Source organism: Microcoleus sp. S1D4 (assembly GCF_036700765.1).
Taxonomy (GTDB): domain Bacteria; phylum Cyanobacteriota; class Cyanobacteriia; order Cyanobacteriales; family Microcoleaceae; genus Microcoleus.
In genome coordinates, this window is the sequence record NZ_JAUBPP010000002.1 from 27,344 (window position 1) to 51,614 (window position 24,271).

General features: G+C 46.6%; 23 protein-coding genes. 12 read left to right on the forward strand and 11 right to left on the reverse strand.

Translation table 11 applies throughout. The annotated features are described in order from the left end of the window. Positions 1-391 precede the first annotated feature (391 nt). Positions 392-868 (forward strand): TM2 domain-containing protein, encoded by a 477-nt coding sequence (locus QT998_RS02545; protein WP_333090509.1) that lies wholly within the window; start codon positions 392-394, stop codon positions 866-868. Between the two features lie 263 nt (positions 869-1,131). Next, positions 1,132-1,305: a 50S ribosomal protein L32 gene (gene rpmF / locus QT998_RS02550; RefSeq protein ID WP_194011875.1), complete on the forward strand. Its 174-nt coding sequence runs from the start codon at positions 1,132-1,134 to the stop codon at positions 1,303-1,305. A gap of 472 nt (positions 1,306-1,777) precedes the next feature. On the opposite strand, the gene queA is transcribed toward rpmF, so the two are convergent. Beyond that, positions 1,778-2,908, reverse strand: coding sequence for a tRNA preQ1(34) S-adenosylmethionine ribosyltransferase-isomerase QueA (gene queA / locus QT998_RS02555; protein ID WP_333117623.1), 1,131 nt, complete (start codon positions 2,906-2,908; stop codon positions 1,778-1,780). A 147-nt stretch (positions 2,909-3,055) separates the two neighbouring features. Between queA and QT998_RS02560 the strand changes: the two genes are divergently transcribed. Next, positions 3,056-3,445, forward strand: a complete 390-nt coding sequence (locus QT998_RS02560) for a hypothetical protein (RefSeq protein ID WP_194012871.1) — start codon at positions 3,056-3,058, stop codon at positions 3,443-3,445. A gap of 332 nt (positions 3,446-3,777) precedes the next feature. Here QT998_RS02560 and QT998_RS02565 read toward each other — a convergent pair whose 3' ends face one another. Continuing rightward, entirely contained in the window at positions 3,778-4,311 is a 534-nt protein-coding gene (locus QT998_RS02565; RefSeq protein WP_442921932.1) for a YraN family protein, read from the reverse strand. A gap of 38 nt (positions 4,312-4,349) precedes the next feature. On the opposite strand from QT998_RS02565, the gene QT998_RS02570 reads away from it, so the two are divergent. Next, positions 4,350-4,862 (forward strand): pentapeptide repeat-containing protein, encoded by a 513-nt coding sequence (locus QT998_RS02570; RefSeq protein WP_194066856.1) that lies wholly within the window; start codon positions 4,350-4,352, stop codon positions 4,860-4,862. Between the two features lie 46 nt (positions 4,863-4,908). On the opposite strand, the gene dnaG is transcribed toward QT998_RS02570, so the two are convergent. Next, positions 4,909-6,909 (reverse strand): DNA primase, encoded by a 2,001-nt coding sequence (gene dnaG / locus QT998_RS02575; RefSeq protein ID WP_194066857.1) that lies wholly within the window; start codon positions 6,907-6,909, stop codon positions 4,909-4,911. 230 nt (positions 6,910-7,139) lie between these two features. Between dnaG and QT998_RS02580 the strand changes: the two genes are divergently transcribed. The 3 genes from QT998_RS02580 (at position 7,140) to QT998_RS02590 (ending at position 11,275) form a co-directional block, all read left to right on the forward strand. Continuing rightward, entirely contained in the window at positions 7,140-8,075 is a 936-nt protein-coding gene (locus tag QT998_RS02580) for an NAD-dependent epimerase/dehydratase family protein (RefSeq protein WP_333117620.1), read from the forward strand. A gap of 155 nt (positions 8,076-8,230) precedes the next feature. Continuing rightward, entirely contained in the window at positions 8,231-9,163 is a 933-nt protein-coding gene (locus tag QT998_RS02585) for an Rpn family recombination-promoting nuclease/putative transposase (RefSeq protein WP_333117615.1), read from the forward strand. An 18-nt stretch (positions 9,164-9,181) separates the two neighbouring features. Further along, on the forward strand, positions 9,182-11,275 hold the full coding sequence (locus tag QT998_RS02590; RefSeq protein WP_333117614.1) for a tetratricopeptide repeat protein: 2,094 nt from the start codon (positions 9,182-9,184) through the stop codon (positions 11,273-11,275). 105 nt (positions 11,276-11,380) lie between these two features. Here QT998_RS02590 and QT998_RS02595 read toward each other — a convergent pair whose 3' ends face one another. Together QT998_RS02595 and QT998_RS02600 are read right to left on the reverse strand one after the other, a co-directional pair. Next, entirely contained in the window at positions 11,381-12,118 is a 738-nt protein-coding gene (locus QT998_RS02595) for a hypothetical protein (RefSeq protein ID WP_333117612.1), read from the reverse strand. Beyond that, the gene (locus QT998_RS02600) at positions 12,115-12,441 is read right to left on the reverse strand and encodes an MgPME-cyclase complex family protein (protein ID WP_333090496.1); all 327 of its coding nucleotides are present in this window, start codon (positions 12,439-12,441) and stop codon (positions 12,115-12,117) included. The genes QT998_RS02595 and QT998_RS02600 overlap by 4 nt, the downstream gene beginning before the upstream one ends. Before the next feature lie 517 nt (positions 12,442-12,958). Here QT998_RS02600 and QT998_RS02605 point away from each other — a divergent pair. Both QT998_RS02605 and QT998_RS02610 read left to right on the forward strand, forming a co-directional pair. After that, positions 12,959-13,117, forward strand: a complete 159-nt coding sequence (locus QT998_RS02605) for a hypothetical protein (protein ID WP_333117609.1) — start codon at positions 12,959-12,961, stop codon at positions 13,115-13,117. 28 nt (positions 13,118-13,145) lie between these two features. Further along, positions 13,146-14,360: a glycosyltransferase gene (locus tag QT998_RS02610; RefSeq protein WP_333090494.1), complete on the forward strand. Its 1,215-nt coding sequence runs from the start codon at positions 13,146-13,148 to the stop codon at positions 14,358-14,360. A gap of 126 nt (positions 14,361-14,486) precedes the next feature. Here the strand turns inward: QT998_RS02610 and QT998_RS02615 are convergent, their stop codons facing one another. The 3 genes from QT998_RS02615 to QT998_RS02625 all read right to left on the reverse strand — a co-directional run bounded on the left by QT998_RS02615 (position 14,487) and on the right by QT998_RS02625 (position 17,994). Then, positions 14,487-15,395 (reverse strand): AAA family ATPase, encoded by a 909-nt coding sequence (locus tag QT998_RS02615; RefSeq protein ID WP_333090492.1) that lies wholly within the window; start codon positions 15,393-15,395, stop codon positions 14,487-14,489. Between the two features lie 178 nt (positions 15,396-15,573). Beyond that, complete coding sequence (locus QT998_RS02620; RefSeq protein WP_333117607.1) at positions 15,574-16,791, reverse strand: bifunctional riboflavin kinase/FAD synthetase; 1,218 nt, start codon at positions 16,789-16,791, stop codon at positions 15,574-15,576. Positions 16,792-17,106: 315 nt separating this feature from the next. After that, the gene (locus QT998_RS02625; RefSeq protein WP_333090488.1) at positions 17,107-17,994 is read right to left on the reverse strand and encodes an MBL fold metallo-hydrolase; all 888 of its coding nucleotides are present in this window, start codon (positions 17,992-17,994) and stop codon (positions 17,107-17,109) included. A 1,100-nt stretch (positions 17,995-19,094) separates the two neighbouring features. On the opposite strand from QT998_RS02625, the gene QT998_RS02630 reads away from it, so the two are divergent. Next, the gene (locus tag QT998_RS02630) at positions 19,095-20,036 is read left to right on the forward strand and encodes a hypothetical protein (RefSeq protein WP_333117606.1); all 942 of its coding nucleotides are present in this window, start codon (positions 19,095-19,097) and stop codon (positions 20,034-20,036) included. Here QT998_RS02630 and QT998_RS02635 read toward each other — a convergent pair. Next, on the reverse strand, positions 20,004-20,618 hold the full coding sequence (locus QT998_RS02635; RefSeq protein WP_333090483.1) for a hypothetical protein: 615 nt from the start codon (positions 20,616-20,618) through the stop codon (positions 20,004-20,006). The genes QT998_RS02630 and QT998_RS02635 overlap by 33 nt on opposite strands. A 513-nt stretch (positions 20,619-21,131) precedes the next feature. Here QT998_RS02635 and QT998_RS02640 point away from each other — a divergent pair. Continuing rightward, a complete protein-coding gene (locus QT998_RS02640; protein WP_333117604.1) occupies positions 21,132-22,037 on the forward strand; it encodes an alpha/beta fold hydrolase in 906 nt (301 codons plus the stop codon). Positions 22,038-22,187: 150 nt separating this feature from the next. Here the strand turns inward: QT998_RS02640 and QT998_RS02645 are convergent, their stop codons facing one another. Continuing rightward, complete coding sequence (locus QT998_RS02645) at positions 22,188-22,715, reverse strand: DUF4330 domain-containing protein (protein ID WP_194011245.1); 528 nt, start codon at positions 22,713-22,715, stop codon at positions 22,188-22,190. 320 nt (positions 22,716-23,035) lie between these two features. Further along, the gene (locus QT998_RS02650) at positions 23,036-23,215 is read right to left on the reverse strand and encodes a hypothetical protein (protein WP_333117603.1); all 180 of its coding nucleotides are present in this window, start codon (positions 23,213-23,215) and stop codon (positions 23,036-23,038) included. A gap of 33 nt (positions 23,216-23,248) precedes the next feature. Between QT998_RS02650 and QT998_RS02655 the strand changes: the two genes are divergently transcribed. Continuing rightward, positions 23,249-24,103, forward strand: coding sequence for a M48 family metallopeptidase (locus tag QT998_RS02655; protein ID WP_333117601.1), 855 nt, complete (start codon positions 23,249-23,251; stop codon positions 24,101-24,103). The last annotated feature ends 168 nt before the right edge of the window (positions 24,104-24,271 follow it).

A 24,271-nucleotide genomic window follows, 5' to 3' on the forward strand; every position in this document is an offset into this window, starting at 1 on the left:
TTGGATTTTTTGCTTATAACAACTTGCTTGTTTCGGGTGTCGGGCGGGTGAGGTCGATCGCTCTCGGTTAGTTTGGCCAGCACCGGTAGCCCGAACCGCGTGGAATCCAACTCAAAGCTGGTGTAATTTCCACGCCCTCCAGTGTACCAAGTTCTCGACCCCGAAAATATGTTGTTGGCGTTAAGAATTGCTACGCACAATTACTTATGGGCATGGAGCATGGGGCATGGAGCATGGGGCATGGAGCATGGGGAATTGGTAGTAAATAACCCATAACTTCGGACAATGCACAAATATCTGCTGGTGTCAAACTGTTCAAACACCAGATAGAAAGTACAAAATGTATAAAGGGACTCCAATTATTAGAATAACCAGACAGGACGGTCATAAAATGAGCAATTTAGGTGTTAGTTACCTGTTATGGGCTGCTTGTTTTTTCGGCCCCTTCGGACTCCACCGTCTCTACAACGGCAAGATTGGCACGGGTTTGCTGTGGCTGTGTACCTTTGGCTTGTTTGGGTTCGGGCAATTGTTTGACTTGTTGCTGCTACCGAACATGGTGGACGAACACAATGCCAGTCTCAGGGGCAAACTCGGCGTATCTCCCCAAGGTATACCGCTATCTTCCACCAGCGGGGCGATCGCCTCGACATACACCAAGCAAACCTCCGAACAGTTAGGGATTAAACTGCTGAGGGCTGCTTATAGCAGGAACGGCAGATTATCTGTTACCCAAGGCGTGATGGCAACCGGCGCTACTTTTGTCGAAGTGGAAGAAGCTTTCACCGCCATGCTCAAAACCGGTTATGTCAGCATTGAGAACGACCCAGTAACTGGCGTCGTGCTCTACCACTTTCACGAACTCTAAGCAGCAAACAAGCGGAGATTTAAATGTAGGGTGCGTCAGCAGGGGGATTTGGCGTGTTGTTAGAGAAGCTAACGGCTGACCCACCCTACGGGAATTTGGCCGCTGCGAGTGCGCCAGCCGGGGGATTTGGCGTGTTGTTGGAGAAGCTAGCGGCTGACGCACCCTACTAATGAAACATTTGTTGTTACAGAGTCGAGCAAGCGAGCAAGGCAAAATCGGCTAGAATGTTTGTTTGTCTATACAATCTCAAAGTATTTAGCGTCATGGCAGTCCCTAAGAAGAAAACCTCCAAATCCAAAAAGAATATGCGTAAGGCCACATGGAAGCGCAAAGCTACTGTGGCAGCTCAGAAAGCTCTGTCCCTAGGCAAATCGGTTCTGACTGGACGTTCCAACAGCTTCGTGTATCCCGGCAATGAAGAGGAGGAGGAAGAGTAAAGCGACTAAAAATTAACAACTGGCATTTCTGATATTTTGCATCATTCTCGGTTAACAGGCCCGATGGCTGTCCCACAACACATAAATTGGGTTGTGGGGCAGCCGCGGATGGCCCGCCCCTCAAGGAAAAGTTGAGAATGGTTTGACATACTCACCATCTTGAAGGAGTGGTGATTTTTGACGGTTCACAGCGATGTGCTACCGCAGTAGTCTGACATAAGCTCCCCGGTTAGAGTCGTGCCGATGCCCCATGCCGACTCAAATCAACTTCTGTGGCAATTTAATTCGTGTATCAGTGCATTCAAGGTTTGACTCTGCCATTGCCTTACATCTGCTTCAGGCTCGGTTTCTTGCTTAAGACTAAGCAATATAGACTGCAAAGTTGGGCGGGTTGTTTAGACGACTCACATCGAAAGCACAAGCCGTCCTAGAAGGACGGGGCTTGAGACTCATTTCTTCGGTCAGATATCAGTTAATCCTTCTTTGCAGCCGGTAAGATCAGCATGGCATCGCCAAAGGAATAAAAGCGGTACCGATGCTCGATCGCTCTTAGGTACAAATCCAACAGCCGAGGCCTTCCAATCATCGCGCTTACCATCATCATCAAAGTAGAGCGCGGCAAGTGAAAATTAGTAATTATCCCGTCTACAACCCGCCACTTGTAGCCCGGATAAATAAACAGACTTGTCGGGCCGCAAAAAGGCTGCAACGAAAAATCGCCGCTCGCGGCAACCGCTCCCTCTAAAGCTCGCACTGCTGTTGTACCTACGGCAAAAATCCGCCCGCCTCTAGCTTTAGTTTCGCGGATTTTCTCCACAGTAGCGGCGGATACTTCCACCCATTCGTTGTGCATTTGGTGAGTCGTCACGTCTTCCACCTCCACCGGGCGAAATGTCCCTACCCCGACGTGGAGGGTAACAAAAGTTTTTTCGATGCCCCGCTGCTGCAAGCGGCCAAACAATTCTTCGGTGAAGTGCAAGCCGGCTGTGGGGGCTGCCACTGCCCCCGGCCGATCGGCATACACAGTCTGATACTGTTCCGGCGCAGCTTGGGAGTTGTCGATGTAGGGCGGCAGGGGTACGTAGCCGTATTCGTCAAAAAACTTCGCCAGAGTCGCATCTGTGGGGATGTCAAACTCCAACAGCCGTCCCCCGGTTGCCTCGTCCCTCTCTATAACTGTCGCAGTCAATCGCCTCGCGAGGTCATCCCCGTGGGGAAGGCAACAACAAGGGCCTGCTGCTGCGGAGTCATTACAATGCGGATCGAACTCAATTTTTGCTCCCAACTTTAAGCGTTTCCCCGGTTTAACCAAAGCCAGCCAGCAGTTGTGCTGCCGTTCTTCCATCAACAATATCTCCACAGCCGGGCCGTTGGGTTTGTGCCCGTAGAGCCTTGCCGGCAACACGCGGGTGTTATTGAGTACCAGCAAGTCTCCCGGTTCCAACAAGTCGGGCAAATCCCGGAAAATCCGGTGTTGGTGGCTGCTGGGAGAATCTACAGCCAGCAAGCGAGAACTATCCCTCGGTACTGCGGGATTTTGGGCAATGTACTCGGGCGGAAGTTCGTAGTCGTAGCCGTCCAAAGACCAGTCAATCTCTGTCATCGGGTAAATTCCTGTACGATCGATCTGTCAACTGGGTAACAAATTGGGTAAAAACCCCCATCCAAAGTCGGGTGCTTTTCCCCTTGTGGTCGCGGGTAAAGCCCGCGAGGATAGAGGTGTAGCATCAGCTTTGCTCGAAGGATAGTTATGGAATACCTCTACTACATCGCCAATACTAGCCTCACTCTGAGAGTGGTGGATTACCTGCGCGCGGCTAGTCATCTTCCCTTGCAATTTATCACTGTTATTCACCAAATTGACGGCTGGGTGGTGAAGGTAAAAATGAGCCAATATCTAACTCCCCAAATGCACGGGGATTTTCGGGCTTTTATGAACGAACTCGGGATTCCTTACGATCCAGAAATTCGGTTGCAAATGGCACTGTGGAGTTTGGAAACAGGACAGTCGCCACTAGGCGTGATGCGCCGCTACCAGGTGGCGGTGGTTTGTCACGGCAGCCCCGACCGTAAAGAAATTGAAGCGTTTCGCCAGCAATTTGTCAAGGGTCTGGGATATTGCCCGGAGACTCTCGCCTAGACTTCTGTGCCGATCGATATAACCGTGACGAGACAGCCGGGGGGAGGAGATGGGGAGATGGGGAAAAGATTTAACCCTGTTTCCATGTCCATCAAAGATCGAAATCGAGATGCGTGAAAATAGAGATAAGTTAATAATTTAAAATTACCAACAGCCCTGAATTTTTAATTTTCAGTGGTAATTTTTAAGTGACTAAAATTGAATAACTTAAACATATCCTACAGTCCTATAAGTGGTGAGGTAAAAAGAGGCATAGCCTCTGAATCTGTGTTACCAGGCAGAGCATGGTAACAAGCTAATTTTCAATTGTAATGTAATTTTTAAGGATATTTCTAGTTACTAAAAGCCGCTCGAATGTATTCTTGTAGGGTGAGCCGGTAGTTTCCTGTAAGGGCGGATTTAGAATTTGCTGCGGTTAATAGTGGTAATTTTTGCTTAATATTTTGCCCTGAAGGTTCGCACCTGACGAGGGCGACATCAAAGCGACAAGAATTATTTGCTAAATCTGGACGAGTGCTTAAAAATATTTCGGCGGTTTGCCAAAGTTTGGCTTGTTTTGCAGCACTAACAGCCAGCATTCCACCGAGATCCCAATTTCCCCGGCGGCGAGTTTTGACCTCGACAAATGCTAATGTTGGGAATTGGTGATGGGGAATGCCTCGGTTTTGATAGCTGGCTTCATCTCTTCCAAGGGCGATGATGTCAATCTCTCCCCAACGACAGTGATACTGTCGGTGCAAAATTTCCCAACCTTGCTGCAGCAGCCACTCGGCGACTAAGTTTTCTCCCAATGTGCCCAGATCCCGATAGTTGGGGGATTGGGAAGAATTGGGGTCAGCAGGCGCGCGCTTTCTGCTAGAATTCAATTGTGAACTGTCATCGCTGCCCATTCGCTTTAACTTGTATGACTTCTACAATTCGCCAACATATTTATACTTTCTTGCTGAGTTTTGTTATTTTAGCAGTAATTGCTGCTGGGGCGATCGCGATCGCGCCCGCACCTGCTTTCGCCTTGGATCGTGACAAAGAAATCCTCATTGGCGCTGATTTTGCTGGACAAGTTTTGACTAACGACAGTTTTAATAAAGCCAATCTTCGCAACAGCAATTTTACCAACGCAGATTTGCGCGGCGTGAGCTTTTTTGCCGCCAATCTGGAAGATGCAAATTTAGAAGGTGCTAATTTTAGCGGTGCAACTTTGGATTTGGCTCGCATGATGAACGCAAATTTAACAAATGCTATCCTTGAGGGTGCTTTTGCTTACAATACCAGACTGGAAGGAGCGATTATTGACGGTGCTGATTTTACTGAGACACTGCTGCGAGACGATACGATCAAAAAACTTTGTGAAGTTGCAAAAGGTACTAATTCAGTAACGGGTAGAGATACTCGCGAAACTCTGTTTTGCGATTACTAAAAGTTTGTGGTAGAAAGGACTGAAGTCAGAACTTTAGTCCTTCACCTCAAGCCCAAGGTACGGAGGTTAAATCGTAAAAATTAACTTGACGCAGCCTCTCTAATTCTTCTATCCATTCTTGTTCGGCGCAGAGTTGTTGATAATATTCGATAGCAGCATCGGTTTTTTTCCACATATCTAGTGCAATTTTCCGCCGCTTGATGCTGATAATTTGCTCGATACAAGCTATGGTCGATCTAATTACTAAAGGTGCGCGATAAACATTTTTTTCGGAAAACTCGTTTAAGTGAAATAAATGGGAGATTTGATCGAGTTGAGTGGGATATTCTATCAAAATATCTTGCAATTTCAAAACTAACTCAGACGGCGCTATTTGTAAATAAGCTTTGTGCAATATTTCTGTATTCACAATCTGATGCCACAAAAATCTGTGGTGAGAAAGACTAAACTGCACGTCTCTAGCTTCTATTGCTTCTCTGACTTCTTGGCGGTATTCGGGACAGTGCAAATAAATCTGCAATAATTGCGCTTCTGCTTCTTCTAACAGACTGCGGGCTGCTGCTGAAAAGCCTGGTTTTGAGCTTTGGTTTTGGTCGGTGGCGCGCTGCTTTTTATATTGTTTGTTCGGCCTCAGCTTGTTTCTAATCAATAGAGGCATTGTCAAAGATTCGTCTTGATTTTGCCGCTTTGCCCAATCGCTTACTACTTGATTGAGTAAGTTTTCGGTTAGCATTTTGGTGAGTCGAGAATCTCCTTTACTGAGGATTTCCGCGCCTTTTTGTAAATAATGCGTTAGCTGATTGTCGTCGGTAATATTGGTTAGTAATTTGATAATTTTTGAGGTAATTTGCTGGTAAGTATCTGCTTGTTTCAAGTCTCGATCTACTAGCATTTGTTGTAGTTGCCAGTCGAGCCATAATGGTGCATTTTCAAGCAATTCTCGATACTGTTGCGGGGAGTATGTTTTGAGGTATTCGTCGGCATCTTTGCCGTCGGGAATGTTGAGCACTCGCAGTTGTACTTCTCCTTGATAGGCGAGTTTTTCTATTTCTCCAATGGCGCGCGCTGCTGCTTGATTTCCTGCTTTGTCTGCGTCGAAGTTGAGGATAATTTGTTTGGAGTCTGTGTACCGCAATAACTGCCGCACTTGGTTTAAACTCAGGGCGGTGCCGAGGGATGCTACGGCGTTGGAGATGCCTGCTGCGTGCAGTGCGATCGCATCAAAGTACCCTTCTACGACGATCGCGCGATCGGCTTTGCTAATGGCTGTTTTGGCTGTATCTAGAGCATATAAGGTTTTGCCTTTGTCGAAAAGTTCTGTTTCGGGAGAATTGAGGTATTTTGGTTGTTCGTCGCCCAGAGCTCTGCCGCCGAAACCGATGACTCTGCCTTGGGTGTCGCGAATGGGAATCATGATGCGGTTGCGGAAGCGATCGTAATAGCCGCTACCGCCTGATTTGCGCGGTACAATTAATCCAGCTTGTTCTACTAATTGCGCTGGATAGTTTTTTTGTTCTACTAAATAACTGTAAAGTGCTTCCCAACCTTGGGGCGCATAACCTAGTTGAAATTGTTGGATAGTTTCTTCACTGAGTTGGCGATCGGATTTGAGATATGCTAAAGGTTCTTCTCCTTGGGTTTGTCGCAAGGCGTGTTCGTAAAAGTTGGCTGTTAGTGCTGAGATTTCATAGAGTTGTTCGCGCAGGGAAATTTGGCGCTGCAATTCTTGTCGGTGTTCTGGTTCGACTGTTTTGACTGGTACTTGATAATTTTTAGCAAGTTCTAATACGACTTCGCTGAAGGATCTTTTCTCTAATTCCATGAGAAATTTAAAGGCATTTCCTCCTGCGCCACAGCCGAAACAATAGTACATTTGTTTGGCTTGGTTGACGGTAAAACTGGGAGATTTTTCGTCGTGAAAGGGACATAATCCGACGAATTCTTTGCCGCGTTTCCGCAGGATGACGCGACCGGAAATAACGTCTACTATGTCGGCTCTTTGTTTGACTTCTTCGATGGTTTCTGGGTGCAGCCGGGGAATTTGCATAGGGCTTTTTTAGGGGGTTTCAAAGTATGTTTATTTCGGGGGATCGCACCATCGGAGTTAGTCGCAGGCGCAGCAACCGGATTTTTCGGGAAAATATAGAGGTGGCGGCCCGGATCTTCGGTTGAAAAACCGGGTTTCTTTGGCTTTGATGCGATCGCGAACTGTTAGTAAAGCAAGATACTGATTTTATTGTAAAATATTTGAACTAACTGTAAGGAGCATCGGAAATAATGCGAATTTTGATGATGGGCGGTACTCGGTTTATTGGGGTTTATCTTACTAAAATTTTAGCAGCACAAGGGCATGAGGTGGTGTTGTTTAACCGGGGCAATAAGCCTGTGCCGGTTGCGGGCGTGCAACAGATTTTGGGCGATCGCACAAATCTTGACCAACTTAAAGACAAGTTATCTACAGAGGAGTTTGACGCTGTTTTTGACAACAACGGTCGGGAACTGAGCGATACAAAGCCTTTAGCTGAGATATTTAAAGGGCGGGTGCAGCACTTTGTTTACATGAGCTCTGCGGGGGTTTATTTGAAGTCTGATCAAATGCCTCACGTGGAAGGGGATGCTACCGATCCCAAAAGCCGGCATTTGGGTAAGTGCGAAACGGAAAATTACTTGGCCGAGTCCGGTTTGCCTTGGACTTCGATCCGTCCGACTTACATTTATGGGCCTCAAAATTATAACGATTTGGAGGCTTGGTTTTTCGATCGCATTGCGCGCGATCGCCCGATTCCGATTCCCGGTAACGGAATGCACTTCACGCAGTTGGGGCACTGTCAGGATTTGGCTAAAGCAATGGCGGCGGTTTTGGGCAACTCTAGGGCGATCGGGCAAATTTACAACGTTTCGGGCGATCGATTTGTCACCTTTGACGGTTTAGCCCGCGCCTGCATTCAAGCGGCAGGCAAATCTCCTGATGCTATTAAGATTGTACACTACGATCCGAAACAATTTGACTTCGGCAAAAAGAAAGCTTTTCCGATGAGATTACAGCACTTTTTCGCTTCAGTTAATAAAGCTGTCACCGATCTTAACTGGCAGCCGGAATTTGACTTAGTTTCTGGATTAAAAGATTCTTTTCAGAATGATTATGTAGTTTCGGGGCGGGACAAAGCTGAGATAGATTTTTCAGTCGATGACGAGATTTTGAAAGCAGTTTGAAGTTAAGTTATAGTGGGAGCATCTCACTAGCAAAAATCTAGCACCCGCCCTAACCCTCCCCTTAGTAAGGGGAGGGAACAAGAAACATACCAAACAGACTGTCACAGTAAGGTTTGCAGCCGTGTTAATTCCAAATCTCTAAGGAGAAAAATAACATGAGATTTATCAATCCCAAAATAGATTTTGCATTCAAGAAAATATTTGGCTCCAGCCAAAGTACAGAGATTTTGATTAGTTTCTTAAATGCCATACTCTATGAAGAAGAATCGATCATTAAAAGCTTAGAAATCCTCGATCCTTATCTTGGCCCTCAAGTAGCCGGAGCTAAAAATAGTTACTTAGATGTCAAAGCGCTACTTAATGACGGCACATTTGTGATTATTGAAATGCAAGTTTTGAAGGTACAGGCATTTGGCAAGCGAGTTTTGTACAATGCAGCAAAAACCTATGCACTCCAATTAACAAGAGGAGAACTATACAAGCAATTGCGACCTGTGATTGCTTTGACTATCACTGATTTTGAAATGTTTCGCGGCGAGCAAGATGTGATTTCGCATTTTGTCTTCAAAGAAAGAAATCGCTTGTCTGATTATCTACAAAATGACATTGAGTTAGTATTTGTAGAGTTGCCAAAATTTAAGAAAGAATTGGATCGACTGGAAACTCTTACGGACAAGTGGATTTACTTTATCAAAACTACTGGCACTTTGGATGAAGTACCTCAAACAATGGTCACAGTCCCGGAAATTCAGAAAGCCTTTGAAATTGCCAATCAAGTTAGTTTGACACAGGAGGAATTTAACATATTACAACAGCAAGAGTTTTTTGCTCAAGATCAAGAGGGTTCAGTGGCTTTAGGTCGGGAAGAAGGCAGGGAAGAAGGCAGACAAGAAGGCAGACAAGAAGGACAAGTAGGGTTAATTATGCGTTTGCTAAGTCGCCGTTTAGGTCAAATAAACCCGGATATTGAAAGCCGCATTCGCCAATTGCCGATCGACAAATTAGAGAATCTTGCAGAAGCCATGTTAGATTTTTCTAATGCCGAAGATTTAACAGCTTGGTTGGAAGCTAATTCTCCAAAAGACTAGGAATATTAGGTAAATCTCATGCTTGGAATCACACTCGGCAATCGCTACAGTATTATCCGTCACTTGGGAGGCGGCGGATTTGCTCAAACTTATTTAGCTGAAGATAAGCAGCTACCAGGCAATCACCTCTGCGTCGTCAAGCAGCTTAAACCTCAAGCAACTGATCCGCAAACTCTACAGGTAGCCAGACGTTTATTCGATACCGAAGCACAAGTTTTGTACAAATTGGGAAATCACGATCGCATTCCCCGACTTTTTGCTTTTTTTGAAGAGAACCAAGAGTTTTACCTAGTTCAAGAATTTATAGAAGGTCACGATTTAAGTCAAGAAATTACGCCCGCTTCTCATGGGAATGCGGGAGTCATGCAGGAAGATCAAGTTATTTGTATATTGCAAGAACTTCTAGAAATTTTAGATTTTGTACACCAGCAAAATGTGATTCACCGCGATGTCAATCCCCGCAATATCCTCCGCAGAGATAGAGACGGAAAATTAGTTTTAATTGACTTCGGCGCCGTCAAAGAAATTACTACTCAAATCACCACGTCTCAGCCCAAAAATAGCTTAAGTGTCAGCATTGGTACTCCCGGTTATATGCCCAGCGAACAAGCTCACGGCAACCCCAAACTCAGCAGCGATATCTATGCCGCAGGTGCGATCGCAATTCAGTTCCTCACTGGCATAAATCCTCACCAAATGCCAAAAAACCCCGATACAGAGGAAATTATTTGGCAGGACAAAACATCCGTCAGTCCTGAATTTGCAAACATTTTAGATAAGATGGTAAAGTACGATTTTCGGCAACGTTATTCTAGTGCCGGCGAAACGCTGCAAGCTATTAAAGAATTGAAAAATTCTTTCAGCGGTACATTTCCTGTATTGCCTCCGGTTGCTGCTGCGAATAAGACTGTAAAATCCCGAAAAAAACTGTATTTAAAAATATTGTCGATCGCGAGTTTGATTGGCATCAGTATTATAGCATCTATTTATGGTGTAAACACTTTTAATTCTGCCAATGCAACTGACCTGTACAACCGAGGCAATACTCTTTACAATTTAAGCCGATTTGAAGAAGCTCTTGCCGCTTACGATCGAGCAATAAATCTCAGGCCAGAGTACGCGGAAGTCTGGCAGGAAAAAGCAAAAACTTTGTACACATTAAAAAAATACCAAGAATCACAGGCAGCTTATGATCAAGCCATAGAATTAAAGCCGGAATACTTAGAAGCTTGGACGGGACGCGGTTATGCTTTGGATAAGTTGCAACAGTCTCAAGAGGCGATCGCATCTTTTGATAACGCTTTGAAAATCCAGCCCGACTATGCCGCCGCCTGGGAAGGCAGAGGCGATAGTCTGTTAGATTCGCAGCGGTACGAAGAAGCGATCGCATCCTACGAAAAAGCGGTACAGTTTCAGCCCAATTTGTACGGTGCTTGGTACAATCGGGGACAAGCTTATCAAAAATTAAAACAGTACGATCGAGCCGTAGAATCCTATGAAAAAGCAGTTGAAATTAAATTCGATAATTCTGAAGCTTGGTACAATTTAGGCAATGTTTTTCTCGAATTAAACAAAAACCAAGAAGCTTTTGAAGCCTACGAAAAAGCCGTGCGGTTTCAGCCCAATTTTTATCAAGGCTGGTACAGTAAAGGCATCGCTTTGCTGAAAATGCGCCGACATGAAGAAGCGGTAGAAGCTTACGAAAAAGCTGTTAAATTAAAACCTGATTATTATCAAGCCTGGTACAATTTAGGTTGGTCGTACCACGAACTACGCAAGTACGAACAAGCAATTCAGTGTTACAGCAGAGCCTTAGATTTAAACCCGAAAGAATCTCAAGCGTGGTACAATAGAGGCAATGCTCAGTACAATTTGCAGCGGTACGAAGATGCGCTAGTCTCTTACAATGAAGCCGTCTATGTCAAGCCTGACTACTCGGAAGCCTGGTACAGCCGTGGCAATGCACTTGTGGCGGTAAAAAGATACGAAGATGCGATCGCCTCCTATGACAAAGCAATTCGCTACAAACCGGATTACGGAGCCGCAATCGAAGCAAAAAAGCGGGCCGAAAGTCAGCTAGGAAACGATGCCCAACAGCTCAAACAACAATAATTAATTCTTAAGTAAATTTGCTATTACTTCTTAGTCCGCGAAAGCGGACTTTGTTTGACAAGAAGCGATTTCAATCGCCGAATGATAATGGAGATAGATGAACTTTCACCTAACAGCAGGACTAATTACCGTAACGCGGCGGCTGTCTACCAACATCGGCCAAAAACCTCGATCGCTCAATGCTTTTACCGCAGCAGTAGCGGCATTTTGATCCGTGGTATAAGCGACGAATAAAAAAGGACGCTGGCCGTAGGAAGCCAACCCTACTTGCGTGCCCAATGCTTGCTTGACTTGGGTGGCTAATTCCGGTTGATTGAAGTAATCCACTAACACTGCATAACCGGGGCCTAGGGCTTGGGGATTGAACCCAATATTGCCAGTTTGAGGATTGGCGATTGGTTCAGAACCTGTTGCTGGTTCAGGGTTGTATACGGGCAAATTTTGAGGAAGTGCCGCTGCGGGCGATCGTACTACATAAGCTTGTAATCCGACAACATCTTCGATATATTTAACCCAATCGCTAGCAATTTGCGAGTCGCGAAAGCCACCAATTCGCGTCACCGTATCGTTGATGTACCGACAAACTGTATTGTCAGTATTTCCGGGAAAAGAGCGTTTGGCTTTTTCTTGCTGTTCTGGTGTTCTGGTGACAATTAACAGTAGATATTCATCGGACAGCGGCGGTTGGCAGCTCGATTGAGCTTTAACAGAACTCGATAAAATTGTCAAGGTCAAAATAGCGATCGTCGTAGCAGAAAATAGGGGAAAAAAGACAAAGAAATTGTACAATCTTCCCGTTAATTTTCCTAGCTTCTCTGTAGATTTTTTTGCTAGTTGATTCATGCTGTCTGTAGCGAGGCGAGGGCATCGGGAATATTGGCTGACGGTGCTTGAAACTCACCTGTCAGTACATATTCTAATCGGAGTTTCAACCAGGTAATGAAAACAGGATCGATGGAAATAATTGCTGCAGCGGGTTGAGGGCATTTTGCTTTGACTTCTGCCATTGTCGGCGCTTCTAGAAAAGCTGGCTGTTTGACCAACCAGAAGTCTATTTGTTTTTCTTGTTCGTTGTAGTTACGAATTCTTTCTTTAAACACTTCATCAAGGGCTTCTTCTTCTAGTAAAAAGCGTTGGCTGGCTAAAACGTAGTAGTAGGTTTGCATTTTTGTCGGTTGTTAGGGGTTAGCTGTTAGCGGTTAAAGTCGCCCGTACTGGCCAGTTTTGCTGGTCGGGGCGGGTTTGCCGAGTTGCGGCAGTTTGAGAGTTCTAAACTCTTGTGCCGTTTACTTTACCTTATTTGTTGTCATCTTGGGTAGGTGCAGAGCAAGTCGCCTCATAAAAATCTTTGGTGGTGAGAGTTCGGGGAGTTGTGAGAGTTGCGAGAGTTGCTGGTTTTTTGGGGATTTGGGCGATTATTTTTCGGGCTGGTGATTTTCGGGAAAATTTAGGTGACAATAGGAAATTAGATGGAATTGCACGTTGAATAATTACCAATTATTCAGGCAATCTGGGAGTTGTTCAATCTGATTGGGAGTGCTTTGCATATAAAAACGCTTGAAAGAGTTTTTGATTGTGAGCCCTAAAAAAAGGCTTTCATGGCGAGCGAACTGCTTGCGGGAAAATCAAGGGTTTGTGGCTACTACCTAAAAACTGTCCTGACTATTGTATTAAAAATGTAAAATGTGTGGATTGATTTGCTCTGACCGAAATAGCGATCGCCCCGCTGTCACTTCCCCCATCCCACCAAAAGCGATCGCCCTCCGCCCCTGCTCAAATAAGCTCAACAAATCAGCTAAATTTGTTGCCCAGGGAATGCAGCCAAAGGCTAAACTAATCTAAGTTTTACCATAAAATTTTCTCCCCGTTCATGAACATCGCCTATCTAGTCAACCAATACCCCAAAGTCAGCCACAGCTTTGTCCGCAGAGAAATACTCGCAGTGGAAAAATGCGGCATAAAAATCGCACGTTTTTCGATCCGATCCTGCGAATCAGAACTCGTTGATGAGGCCGACAAACTAGAGCAAGAATTGACTAAAGTAATCTTAGGAGTTGGTGTACAGGGGTTAGCGTGGGGTTTGCTGCGCGTTGCCGCAACTAGACCAATTCGATTCATCGAAGCTGTGCGGTTAATGTTCCAAGTTGGCTGGCACTCGGAACGGGGGATTTTGCTGCATCTAGCTTATTTAGCAGAAGCTTGCATTCTTTTAAATTGGTTTGCAGAATCCGGTACAGAACACGTTCACGCTCACTTCGGGACAAATTCCACAACTGTTGCCATGCTGTGCCGCGTGCTCGGCGGCCCGACTTACAGTTTCACCGTTCACGGCCCTGAAGAATTTGATAAAGCGACTCTTCTTTCCTTAGACGAAAAAATTAAACGATCGACCTTTGTAGCAGCAGTTAGTTCCTTCGGTAAAAGTCAGCTTTTTCGATGGTGCGATCGCACTTTTTGGTCAAAAATCCACGTCATACACTGCGGCGTAGATGCTGCATTTTTAGCTGCACCCTACGTCCCCATACCCGCAGCACCGCGCTTAGCTTGCATTGGCCGCCTCAGCGAACAAAAAGGTCATTTGTTATTGCTAGAAGCCGCCAGCAAGCTAGCAGTTCAAGGCTTGGAGTTTAAATTGGTATTTGTTGGAGACGGGCCGCTGCGAGCTGAAATTGAACAGCAGATTGCACAACTAAATCTGCAAAACCATATAGAAATTACCGGCTGGGCCAGTGGCGATCGAGTTCAGCAAGAAATTTTAGCTTCACGGGCAATGGTATTGCCTAGTTTTGCTGAAGGTTTGCCCGTCGTAATTATGGAAGCCCTCGCTCTCAATCGGCCCGTAATTAGCACCTATGTTGCTGGCATCCCGGAACTCGTAGAACCCGGTGTTTGCGGTTGGTTAGTTCCTCCCGGTTCCGTAGAAGCATTAGCGGTGGCGATGCGCGCAGCATTGGAATCACCTTTAGAAAAGCTAGAAGAAATGGGGAAAACAGGAGCAGAACGGGTAGCTAAACAACACAATGTCGATTTAGAAGCCAAAAAATTAGTAGCGCTGTTTCAAGGATCTATTGAACAATCATTATAAGATAAAAAGACCAGGCGGTTTTAACCGCCGTCTTCTCTTTAGTCGGCGTCCGGCGGACATTGTTTGTATAGGATCGGTTTCAACCGCCGTCTCCGATCGATGATCCGATCGAGGATTTGTAACTTTTTAAGGAATAGGAACAGATTTCAACAACTTATCAACAATCGCCTTAGCCCTCCTTCCGCCCGCCGGAATCAACCGGTGAGAAAGTACGTGCGGTGCCAAATCCTTCACATCATCCGGGGTAACATAATCCCGCCCGGAAATAAACGCCAAAGCCTGGGAGGCCCGGTGTAAAGCCACCGCACCCCGGGGACTCACTCCCAGAGTAATCTCTTCATCCTCGCGGGTCGATCGCACCAAATCAACAATATACTGCTTCAAAGAGCCTTCTACCTTCACCGCAGCACACAAGCGGCGCAATTCCTGCACCTCAGATAAAGAAATACAAGGCTGCAAATCCTCAACTGCAAAAGTATCAGACAGCCGTTCCAACATTTGCAACTCTTCCAACGCTTCGGGATAGCCCAAAGTCAAAGACAAAGTAAACCGATCCATCTGCGCTTCCGGTAGCGGAAAAGTGCCTTGATATTCGATCGGGTTTTGAGTAGCAATCACAAAAAACGGTGCCGGAACACTCCGAGAAATTCCGTCTACTGTCACCTGCTTTTCTTCCATCACTTCCAGCAAAGCAGACTGAGTTCGCGGTGTCGCCCGGTTGATTTCATCAGCAAGCAAAACATTAGCAAAAACTGGCCCGGGCAAAAATTCAAACTCTCCGCTGCGGGGATTCCAAATATTAGTACCAGTGATATCAGTCGGTAACAAATCGGGAGTGCACTGAATCCGCTGAAACTTCCCATCGATCGATCGCGCCAAAGACTTCGCCAGCAGAGTTTTTCCTACACCAGGCACGTCTTCCAGCAGCGCGTGCCCGCCCGAAAGCACGGCTACCAGCACCAAGCGAATAGCATCGGCTTTGCCAACAATAGTTTTGCCTAGATTTTGTTTGAGCCGCTCAATATGTTGTCTCATATCCCTGATTTCTAATTGTTAATTGCGAATTGCTAATTGCTAATTGTTGAAAAGATATCAAGATTGCCAAAATCTTGAGTCTTTGCCTTGCGGACTTCGTATTTGTACAACTAGAATTTAGTCTGACTCATCTTGCACCATTTTTAAAAGCGATCGCCTGTTCTAGATCACATAATTATTAGACTTTAGCAGTTAAGAGGCTTCTAGCAATATCGCAATCTGCCTGAATTTGAGTTTTGAGAGATTCCAGAGAAGCGAATTTTTGTTCGGGTCGCAAAAACTCTACCAAACTCGCACTCAAGGTTTGACCGTACAAATCCCCAGACCAATCTAACAGGTGAACTTCCACAGTGGGTTGTAGGCCGTCTACTGTCGGGCGGCAGCCAACATTCATCACCCCATTGACAAAAGATAAATTTGATGCTGTGCCGGGAATTAGAGATTTGGGATTTTCCTGCTGATAGGAAGAACTTTCCTCATTCATCTTTTCCCATCCATGCTTCACCGAGACTCGCACCGCGTACACGCCAAAACGTGGCAAAAATTTTTCCGGCGGCAGTTCGATATTAGCAGTAGGAAATCCGATCGTCCTGCCGAGTCGCTGTCCTCCAACCACAGTCCCGACTAAAGTGTAGGGTCTGCCCAGCAACTGATTGGCTTTTCTGAGGTCGCCGGATGCCAGACCTTCTCGGATGGCAGAACTGCTGATCCGATCGCCCTCACCGCAATTATGCAGCGGTACCAGAGTCACATCAATACCGTAACCAGAGGCGATCGACTGCAAATCCACAGCCGTCCCCGCGCGTCCCCGCCCGAACCGAAAATCAACCCCCACGCTAATTCGACTCGCTTGCAGTTGTCGCACCAGAATTTTTTCGACAAACTCGTCAGCAGTCAAGGCCGCCAGTTCTCGATCGAACGGCAGCAGTACCAGTTGTTCAACACCCATTGCTGCGAGCAATTCTACCTTTTGGGCCAGAGGTGTCAGCAGTTTTCTGGGTTTACCTGTAAAAAATTCTTGCGGGTGCGGATCGAATGTCACTACAGTGCTGTAAAGCCGATCGACCCCATTAGAATCGATCCCACAGAAGCTGTTACCCACAGCCTGACCGAGGGCGATCGAACCATTGAAATTAAGGCCGCTGTCGGCTGTATCGGGCGGTGCTGCTGAGTCGTTGTCCCAGCTTGCCGGAGGTTTGCTTTCCAAATTTGCATCTTGGCCAGGGTTTGAGCGCGAGGATTGCGCCGACACAGAAACAGTCGCAGAATTTGATTTAGGCGATCGATTTAAAATTGGCTGCACGACTTGTCGGTGCCCTAGGTGCAAACCATCAAAGTTTCCCAAGGCAACGGCAGTTGGAGTCAGAGCAGCGGTACAGGAAGAAGTTAGCAACACGCTTTACATTTTGACATAATTAGCCCGCGTGCGATCGAAGCGTAGATTTGAGATTAAAGATTAAAGAATTGAGGCGTTGCTGAATATAGGTATGAATTCAAGATCTCCCAATTGCTATAAGCCAAGTATGGTGAATTTTGTAACTCCCTAGAAAAGTTGATTCATACCGTGAATCAGCAACGCCAGAATTGACTCTCGCGCTGCGAGAGTCTCGTAGCTCGTCTTTAGGTAAGTAAGGTCAGCCATAACTTTGAAATTTCCGACCTCAAGATTTCAGAACTTGCAGGCCAATCTCAAATCCCTCAGACAAGCACTTTAGGCGCTTGCACCGACTTCTTCAGATATCTCACCCGGAGGCAGCAACTGTAACGACAAACCTTCCCGGGCCATCAAACTGTTCGGGAACCTTTGAGCCACCTGCTCTCCCACCTTGTCTAAAAACTCGTCATTGTGTAGCGGGTCGTGGTGAAAAATCACCAGCTTCTTGACATTAGCAGCCTTTGCCACCTTCACCGCTTCCTGCCAAGTCGAATGTCCCCAGCCAACCCTGCTAGACTTTTCCGCATAATACTCCTCATCAGTATAAGTAGCATCGTAGATCAGCACCTCAGCATCCCGAGCCAAATACAGCACATTTTCGTCTAAACGATCGGGAAAATGTTCGGTATCAGTCACGTAAGCCGCCGCATAGCCCCGCCAGTTCACCCGGTAGCCCATAGCTTCCCCCGGATGGTTCAACAAAGCAGTTTCCACCTTGATGTCTCCGATTTCCAGCGGTTTGCCCACTTCTATATCGTTAAATTTCAGGTCGGCCCCCATAATTTGCAGAGGCACGGGAAAATTGGGGTGAAGCATCTGGTCGTTTAGCCGCTGCTGGATCGTAGCCTTATTAGGAGCCACTGCCCCATAGATGTGAAAACAATTACCCTTAAGAAAAGCGGGGACAAAAAATGGGAATCCTTGAATGTGATCCCAGTGGGAGTGAGTAAAAAACATATGAGCTTCTACGGGCATCTGCGACAGGAGAGTTTGTCCCAAAACCCGCAATCCAGTACCGCCATCAAAAATTAGGCGGCTCTCACCCACTCGCATTTCTATACAGGGTGTGTTGCCCCCGTAACGTACTGTTTCGGCTCCGGGAGAGGCTATGCTACCTCTAACGCCCCAGAAGTGAACCGTGAATTGGTTTTGCATACTAGACATGGGTTTTCCTGCAAGATTACTCCGGCGAGCCATCGGTAAAATGTTTACATATTGGTAAGGGCTTTGCCGTCAAACCTCTGTTCTTTGACTGTCGAGTTTTGCACGATCGGTGTCAAGCATTTCGTTTGCCAGAGAATCTAAAACTGTTGAGCTTGACGACAGGATAAGAAATTACAACGTAGACTGATGAAGTCTCGATCGCAACTATTATTTTCTTTTCTTCACTAGCCTAACCCTTGCAGACACAATTTGAAGCAGAACTTGGGCCTGAGTCTGGTCTTGCAGTCTATATTTCTCCTGCTTCCGCCCTTGCCGGTACAAGCTGCTGCAGTCGGTTTTGGCGCTGCAGGTTTACGGGCTGGAACCAGGGGAAGCGGCTTGGATGCTATCATTATTACGGTCGATCGACCGTAATATCGAGATATCGGGGTTGGTTGGCGATCGGGCGCGACGCTTCCTGCCCCATACTAGAATTACGGCTAATTTACCAGACTTGATTTTTTCGGATTCTTATTCAAAAATCTTAGCAGTTTAGGAACGATCCTGCTATGGGTTTTCCCACAAGACTGTTGCAATTCTGGGGTTTCACCTGCGGCTGTCGATCCAAACGCTCAACCTGCGAACACAGCCCGATTGGACATCCGGGCACAGCGACGATTTCTCGGGCCCAGGCCCCAAAGGCTAAATTTGCGTCGCGTATTTTTTGGGAGACTGCTTGTCGGCCCGCGGCGCGGTGCGATCGCCCGCACTGTCTCAAAAGTGAGTCAGAAATATTCGCTGTTGACCTGTATTCGTACTTTTTTTAACAATCTGCAATTGCTGGATTTTTTGTAATGATGGCTGGGAATTCAGCGCAGTTGAGGTGTTCACCACGACGGGTTTTAATTTCCGATGATATCATAAAGGAGACCAAGATTGCATCAATATTCGATCGGTTAACGCCAGATTTCAACCGGATCGACACCGACCGACGCAGATCGTTCAATATTGTCTGCTATTGAGTGCAACTCAAGTCTAGTGTCAGAGTCTTGTTTTCCGAGCATTTGAATCCGTGCTAAAAACGCCGGGATAAATGTAAGTTACTTATCAAAAAAGTTACTATGAATCAAGTTAAAAAAACTACAACCAAGCTGAATAGATCGCCAGTGCAAATATCCGATCGCACTTGGCAACTCAGTCAGCTCCCCCCCCTCGACCTGTCTGAGGATATCACTGATGCGCGAGGTTTGAGAGAACTCAGTCTGGACGATCGCTCTAGAGGATTCCCAGAGACTGCCCAAACAAGATATTTCCGGGCTGAGGCCAAGACCGATCGGGCCCGATCGCCTGTGGGTTCTATCGGCTTTGTCAAGTGGTTGCTAGATCGTTTGACTCGATCGAAAGGTTGGCTGACAGTTATCACCCTGGCAGCAATTTGGGCGTTGTGGAACAGTCAGTTACTGTTTTCGACAGGGTTCGGAATCGCAGCCATGATGCTGGTTTACCGAGGAGAGTCGCGGGAGTGGCAATGGCTGCGATCGCAAGTCGAGCAATTTTGGGATAGCCCGAACCGTCGGTTTATTTTAGCAGCGGGCACCGGCGGCATTGCTACCTTGGGCGCTTACATGAGTTTGGCGATTTGGGCGGACTCAAGCAGCCCCTGGATGGCTGCGAGCCTGATTTTGCAAAACTTTGGCACGATCGCCATTGCAGGGCTGCTGCTGCGACAAGCGCTGAGTATGGGAGCCTCAAAAGATGAAGCCACGGTCGATCGCATCCTGGCAGATTTGACCGATGCTGACCCCGTGAAGCGTTTGATTGCAGTGCGGCAAATGACCGATTTGGTAAATAACGGTGGGTTTTGCCATCGGAGTTATGTCAAAAATCAGCCCGCCAAGCCAAGGAACAGGATAGCCCTAACCCGTGCTGCCGAGTGCTTTCGCCTGATGCTGAGTCAAGAACCGGAAGCTTTAGTCCGCAATGCCCTTCTCGAAGGTTTGCAGACTTGGGATGATACCTATAGCACCAGTTCAAAATCCAAAAATAAAGTCATCGACTATTAGCTGACCGTCAAAAGCATAAAAAGTAATTCGATGAATATTCGGAGCTTTGACACGCAGGGGTGTGCTAGGGGCGATCGGAGAATTAGAGCCTACCAGATTCGGTGCAGGCATTTCATCCTGAACAATTGGGTGTCCGTCAATGTCGCAAGCCGATAAAACAGTTCGCCGCGAACTGGTGACAAGTCCTGACACGCTGCGAACAGGATGCTTGAAAGTTACTTCTATCAATCCGCTTTTTGGCGCTCCCATTAGCACTGTTCTCCCAAAACTGGTGAAAAATGCTGGGTTTGAAGGTTGGATGGCGACAGCATTGCTAAAAGTCACCCCCCAATGTGCAAACTGGTGTTCTACTACTTCAAAGCATTTCAAATCTTCTAAAGCTAGGCGGACGATCGCCGGTACCGTGGCGCGCGATCGCACGTCTGGCCCAGCGCCCGATCGTTCGGGAATGGCGACTAAAGACTTTTTGCCGTTTAAATCCATGCTTCGACAGGCTGTATCAAATTCTGCAAACCCGTCCGATCGAAGACTCTGTGCGTCAACCATAAAACCCTCGCGATCCCGTTTCCTGAGCAGTTGCATTTTTAGTAAATCTCCCTGAAATTGGTTGTTTCTGGTGTTTGGGAATTGATAGTGGCGAGGCGGGAAATTGCCAAACCTGCAACGCCGGAATCGAAAACCGATCGCCTCTAACAAGGACTTTCAACCTCAAAATCGACTGCTCCGCAAAATATGGTAATTAATTATTCTTGATTGGCTCACGGCAGCAAACCAGCGGTCGGTTTAAAAGCGAAATCGAATACTCCTGCTTTCGAGCTTGGCGAACCGACTCGGTGCTTTTGAGGGGTCTTACCCATCATTTTGCTATTATCTCCGATCGACGGTAGGCAAGCAAGGGTGAAGATAACTACAGGGCAAAAGTCCCCAAAATCGCACAACTTAGTTGCTGTCCGTAGTTTCAGGCTTGATTTGTACTAAAATAGATTGAAATCAATACTTAATCTTTACAAAAACTCCGCTAGCTTTGCAACTTTTTTAAATTGAGGCCCGGCTGCGGAGGAAAATCTAAAATCTAATAGCGATTGAGGTTTACTTATGCTTATGCCCCTCGGCTTCGGTCAGCGATCGATAGTTACTTCTCTCGGCAGAATGGTATACTACACTGCTGAAAAAATGCCTTGGCTCGAATTGTCTGCCCCGGCATCTGAAAACAAACCGAATTTGGTATTTTTCCACGGTTTTGGGGGCGGGTCTAGTGCCTACGAATGGTCGAAAGTTTATCCGGCTTTTGCAGCGGAATATCGAATTTTAGCACCGGATTTAATCGGTTGGGGGCGATCGGAACATCCGCCGAGAAATTATCAAGTCGAAGACTATATCACAACTTTGATTGAATTTCTGGAAAAAACTTGCGACAGTCCGACGGATGCGATCGCTTCTTCGCTGACAGGGGCGATCGCGATTCGAGCGGCGATCGCCCGCCCGGATCTGTTCAAATCGCTTATTTTGACAACACCAAGCGGTTTGTCGGACTTCGGACAGGATTACGGCAGCAGTTTCTTCGCTAAGCTAGTCAACACGCCAATTTTAGACCGTTTGCTCTACAGTACGGGCATCGCCACAGACGGCGGGATTCGCAACTTCTTAGAACAGCGCCAATTTGCCGATTCGCGCCGCGTCTACCAAGAAATTGTCGATGCTTACCTCGAATCTGCCTTAGAACCAAATGCAGAATATGCCGCCCTGTCTTTTGTGCGGGGAGATTTGTGCTTTGATTTGTCGCTGTACATCACTCAGCTAACAACGCCGACTGCGATTATTTGGGGAGAAAAATCGCAGTTTACCAGCCCGGATATTGGCCAGCGATTGGCCAATCTCAACCCCGAAGCAATCAAAGTTTTTCAATCTCTGGAAAATGTGGGTTTGACTCCGCAGTTGGAAATTCCGGCTGTGACTGTTGGTTTAATTCGACAATATTTAAGGGTGCTTTCTCAAGGGTGAAGAAGGAAGAAGGAAGAAGGAAGAAGGAAGAAGGAAGAAGGAAGAGGGAAGAAGGAATATGAATTCCCTCTTCCCCCTTCCCGATTAGCAATGACTGCTGACTAATGACTAATGACTAATGACTAATGACTAATGACTAATGACTAATGACTATTCTTTGACTCGCACGTCGATGACGCTGGCATTGAAAATGTATTTTTTGCCTTCAAGTTCTAGGGTAGTGCCAATTTTAACCTTCGTATTTCCTAAAACCGGGCCGTTGTCAGTAATTTGACCTTTTCCTTCTAGGGTAAACATCATATTTCTGCTGAAGGATTCTTCTTCTCGGGGATCGGGGAGAGCTTTGAGGGTACCGTTGGGCTGGGGAACTGCGAGGGTTCTGGTGATAGTTTTGACGGATTTGATCGTAATCTGACCAGCGGGCTGGTTGCGGATAACTACGTTGATTTTATCGCCAGCTTTGAACAACTCTGGGAAGTTCGTGCCTTTGAGTCCGATCGCAATTGCATCAATCTCTACAGATTTAACACTAGCGCCGCCGACTTGGGCGACGGAACCGCCCGATGTGCCCGGAAAAAAGAAGATGCCGACTGCAACTAGCAGCACAATCATTGCGGCACATACGTCTAGAATGCTGAGTTTGCCGAACAGCCGGCCTTGAGAATCTAAAATTTTCATAAATCGCCTATAAACGGACAGCGACAGGAGTATCTGTACAAGCCAAAAGATATTACCACAACGATCGCCCAAAATCCGCAGGACTTACAGAGTCGGTGAGGGGTGATGGGGTGATGGGGAAGAGGGGCGAGAGTGGGGAGATGGGGAGAGTGGTTAAAATTTGGCAACAAGTTAAAATAGCAACTAAGCAGCGTTCTATTTCGTCTGCCGATTTAGTGACTTTTTGAATTTTTCCTAAAAAAAAAGAATACCGGGCGGTTGAAACCGCCAGAAAGTCAAACAAAACCTGCCGATGCCGGTTGAAGAACGGACGGATGAAATTACATTATTTTATGCAGTCTCTTAGAGAGGGACTTTGTTGTTGTAGATCCGCTTTCAACCGCCGTCTTATCTCCTTCTTTCATCTTTTCACCCGCTCGCGAAGCCGTTATAGCCATCTTCCATCTTCCATCTTCCATCTTCCATCTTCCATCTTCCATCTTCCATCTTCCATCTTCCATCTTCCATCTTCCTTCCTTTAACACTTATCAATTATGTTCAAAAGTTTTTGGTTGACTTGCCGGCATACTTGTGGCCGGGGAATTTATCTGTTTCTGTCGCTGATTGTGACTGCGAGTATCTGGGTGATTTCCCCGGAACCAACACAGGCGTTTTCTTTGCCGGAACTGATTTTTCGGGGGATTCAAGTTATTCAATTGTCGAATATGTCCGATCGCCAGGAGGTGACTGTTGGCGGACAAATCAATCAGCAGTTGGCGGGGGGAGAAGTAAAAATTTACCGCGATCGCGCTGCTACAGCATATATCAACCGCATCGGTCAGCGGCTGGCAGAGCAAAGCACTCGCCCTAATATTCCTTATACTTTTCAGGTGATTGATGACGACAATATTAATGCTTTTGCGACTATGGGCGGTTTTGTTTATGTGAATAAGGGTTTGATGGCGGCGGCGGATAATGAAGCGGAATTAGCCAGTGTTATGGCCCACGAAATCGGGCATATTAGTGCTCGCCACTCGATTAAACAAATGCGTCAAATGGCGATCGCCTCTGGTGTAGCTTCGGCGACTGGGCTCGATCGCTCTGCGGCGGTGCAGATTGGCGTGGAGTTGGCTTTGCGCCGCCCCCACAGCCGCCAAGCTGAGTACGAGGCGGATCAGTTGGGATTGGAAACTATGGGGCGAGCGGGCTACGCTCAATCTGGGATGGTTGATTTTATGAAAAAGTTGCTCAATCAGTCTTCTCCACCGAGTATTTTGAGCACTCACCCGGCTACGAGCGATCGGATTGCTGCCATCAATGGGGCGATCGATCCGGATCTGGCTAGCGGTGAAGGTTTGAATAATGCGGCTTACAAGCTGGAAATTGACCGACTGTTGCGATCTTCCTAGCAATTCTCTAATTGTCAAAGGCGAACTCTTCTCTTCTCTTTTCTTTTCTTTTCTTTTCTTTTCTTTTCTTTTCTTTTCTTTTCTTTTCTTACTTAGCGATCTTTGCGTCTTCGCGGTTCGTTAAAAAACAAATCTATTTGGTAGAGTGCGTTAGAAACAAGTGAATTT

What these genes read in the sequence shown, in the direction of transcription:
- QT998_RS02545 (WP_333090509.1), top strand. Translation starts at nt 392, where the DNA reads ATGAGCAATTTAGGTGTTAGTTACCTGTTATGGGCTGCTTGTTTTTTC.
- rpmF (WP_194011875.1), top strand. Translation starts at nt 1,132, where the DNA reads ATGGCAGTCCCTAAGAAGAAAACCTCCAAATCCAAAAAGAATATGCGT.
- queA (WP_333117623.1), bottom strand. Translation starts at nt 2,908, where the DNA reads ATGACAGAGATTGACTGGTCTTTGGACGGCTACGACTACGAACTTCCG.
- QT998_RS02560 (WP_194012871.1), top strand. Translation starts at nt 3,056, where the DNA reads ATGGAATACCTCTACTACATCGCCAATACTAGCCTCACTCTGAGAGTG.
- QT998_RS02570 (WP_194066856.1), top strand. Translation starts at nt 4,350, where the DNA reads ATGACTTCTACAATTCGCCAACATATTTATACTTTCTTGCTGAGTTTT.
- dnaG (WP_194066857.1), bottom strand. Translation starts at nt 6,909, where the DNA reads ATGCAAATTCCCCGGCTGCACCCAGAAACCATCGAAGAAGTCAAACAA.
- QT998_RS02580 (WP_333117620.1), top strand. Translation starts at nt 7,140, where the DNA reads ATGCGAATTTTGATGATGGGCGGTACTCGGTTTATTGGGGTTTATCTT.
- QT998_RS02585 (WP_333117615.1), top strand. Translation starts at nt 8,231, where the DNA reads ATGAGATTTATCAATCCCAAAATAGATTTTGCATTCAAGAAAATATTT.
- QT998_RS02590 (WP_333117614.1), top strand. Translation starts at nt 9,182, where the DNA reads ATGCTTGGAATCACACTCGGCAATCGCTACAGTATTATCCGTCACTTG.
- QT998_RS02595 (WP_333117612.1), bottom strand. Translation starts at nt 12,118, where the DNA reads ATGAATCAACTAGCAAAAAAATCTACAGAGAAGCTAGGAAAATTAACG.
- QT998_RS02600 (WP_333090496.1), bottom strand. Translation starts at nt 12,441, where the DNA reads ATGCAAACCTACTACTACGTTTTAGCCAGCCAACGCTTTTTACTAGAA.
- QT998_RS02605 (WP_333117609.1), top strand. Translation starts at nt 12,959, where the DNA reads ATGTGTGGATTGATTTGCTCTGACCGAAATAGCGATCGCCCCGCTGTC.
- QT998_RS02610 (WP_333090494.1), top strand. Translation starts at nt 13,146, where the DNA reads ATGAACATCGCCTATCTAGTCAACCAATACCCCAAAGTCAGCCACAGC.
- QT998_RS02615 (WP_333090492.1), bottom strand. Translation starts at nt 15,395, where the DNA reads ATGAGACAACATATTGAGCGGCTCAAACAAAATCTAGGCAAAACTATT.
- QT998_RS02625 (WP_333090488.1), bottom strand. Translation starts at nt 17,994, where the DNA reads ATGTCTAGTATGCAAAACCAATTCACGGTTCACTTCTGGGGCGTTAGA.
- QT998_RS02630 (WP_333117606.1), top strand. Translation starts at nt 19,095, where the DNA reads ATGAATCAAGTTAAAAAAACTACAACCAAGCTGAATAGATCGCCAGTG.
- QT998_RS02635 (WP_333090483.1), bottom strand. Translation starts at nt 20,618, where the DNA reads ATGCAACTGCTCAGGAAACGGGATCGCGAGGGTTTTATGGTTGACGCA.
- QT998_RS02640 (WP_333117604.1), top strand. Translation starts at nt 21,132, where the DNA reads ATGCTTATGCCCCTCGGCTTCGGTCAGCGATCGATAGTTACTTCTCTC.
- QT998_RS02645 (WP_194011245.1), bottom strand. Translation starts at nt 22,715, where the DNA reads ATGAAAATTTTAGATTCTCAAGGCCGGCTGTTCGGCAAACTCAGCATT.
- QT998_RS02650 (WP_333117603.1), bottom strand. Translation starts at nt 23,215, where the DNA reads ATGGAAGATGGAAGATGGAAGATGGAAGATGGAAGATGGAAGATGGAA.
- QT998_RS02655 (WP_333117601.1), top strand. Translation starts at nt 23,249, where the DNA reads ATGTTCAAAAGTTTTTGGTTGACTTGCCGGCATACTTGTGGCCGGGGA.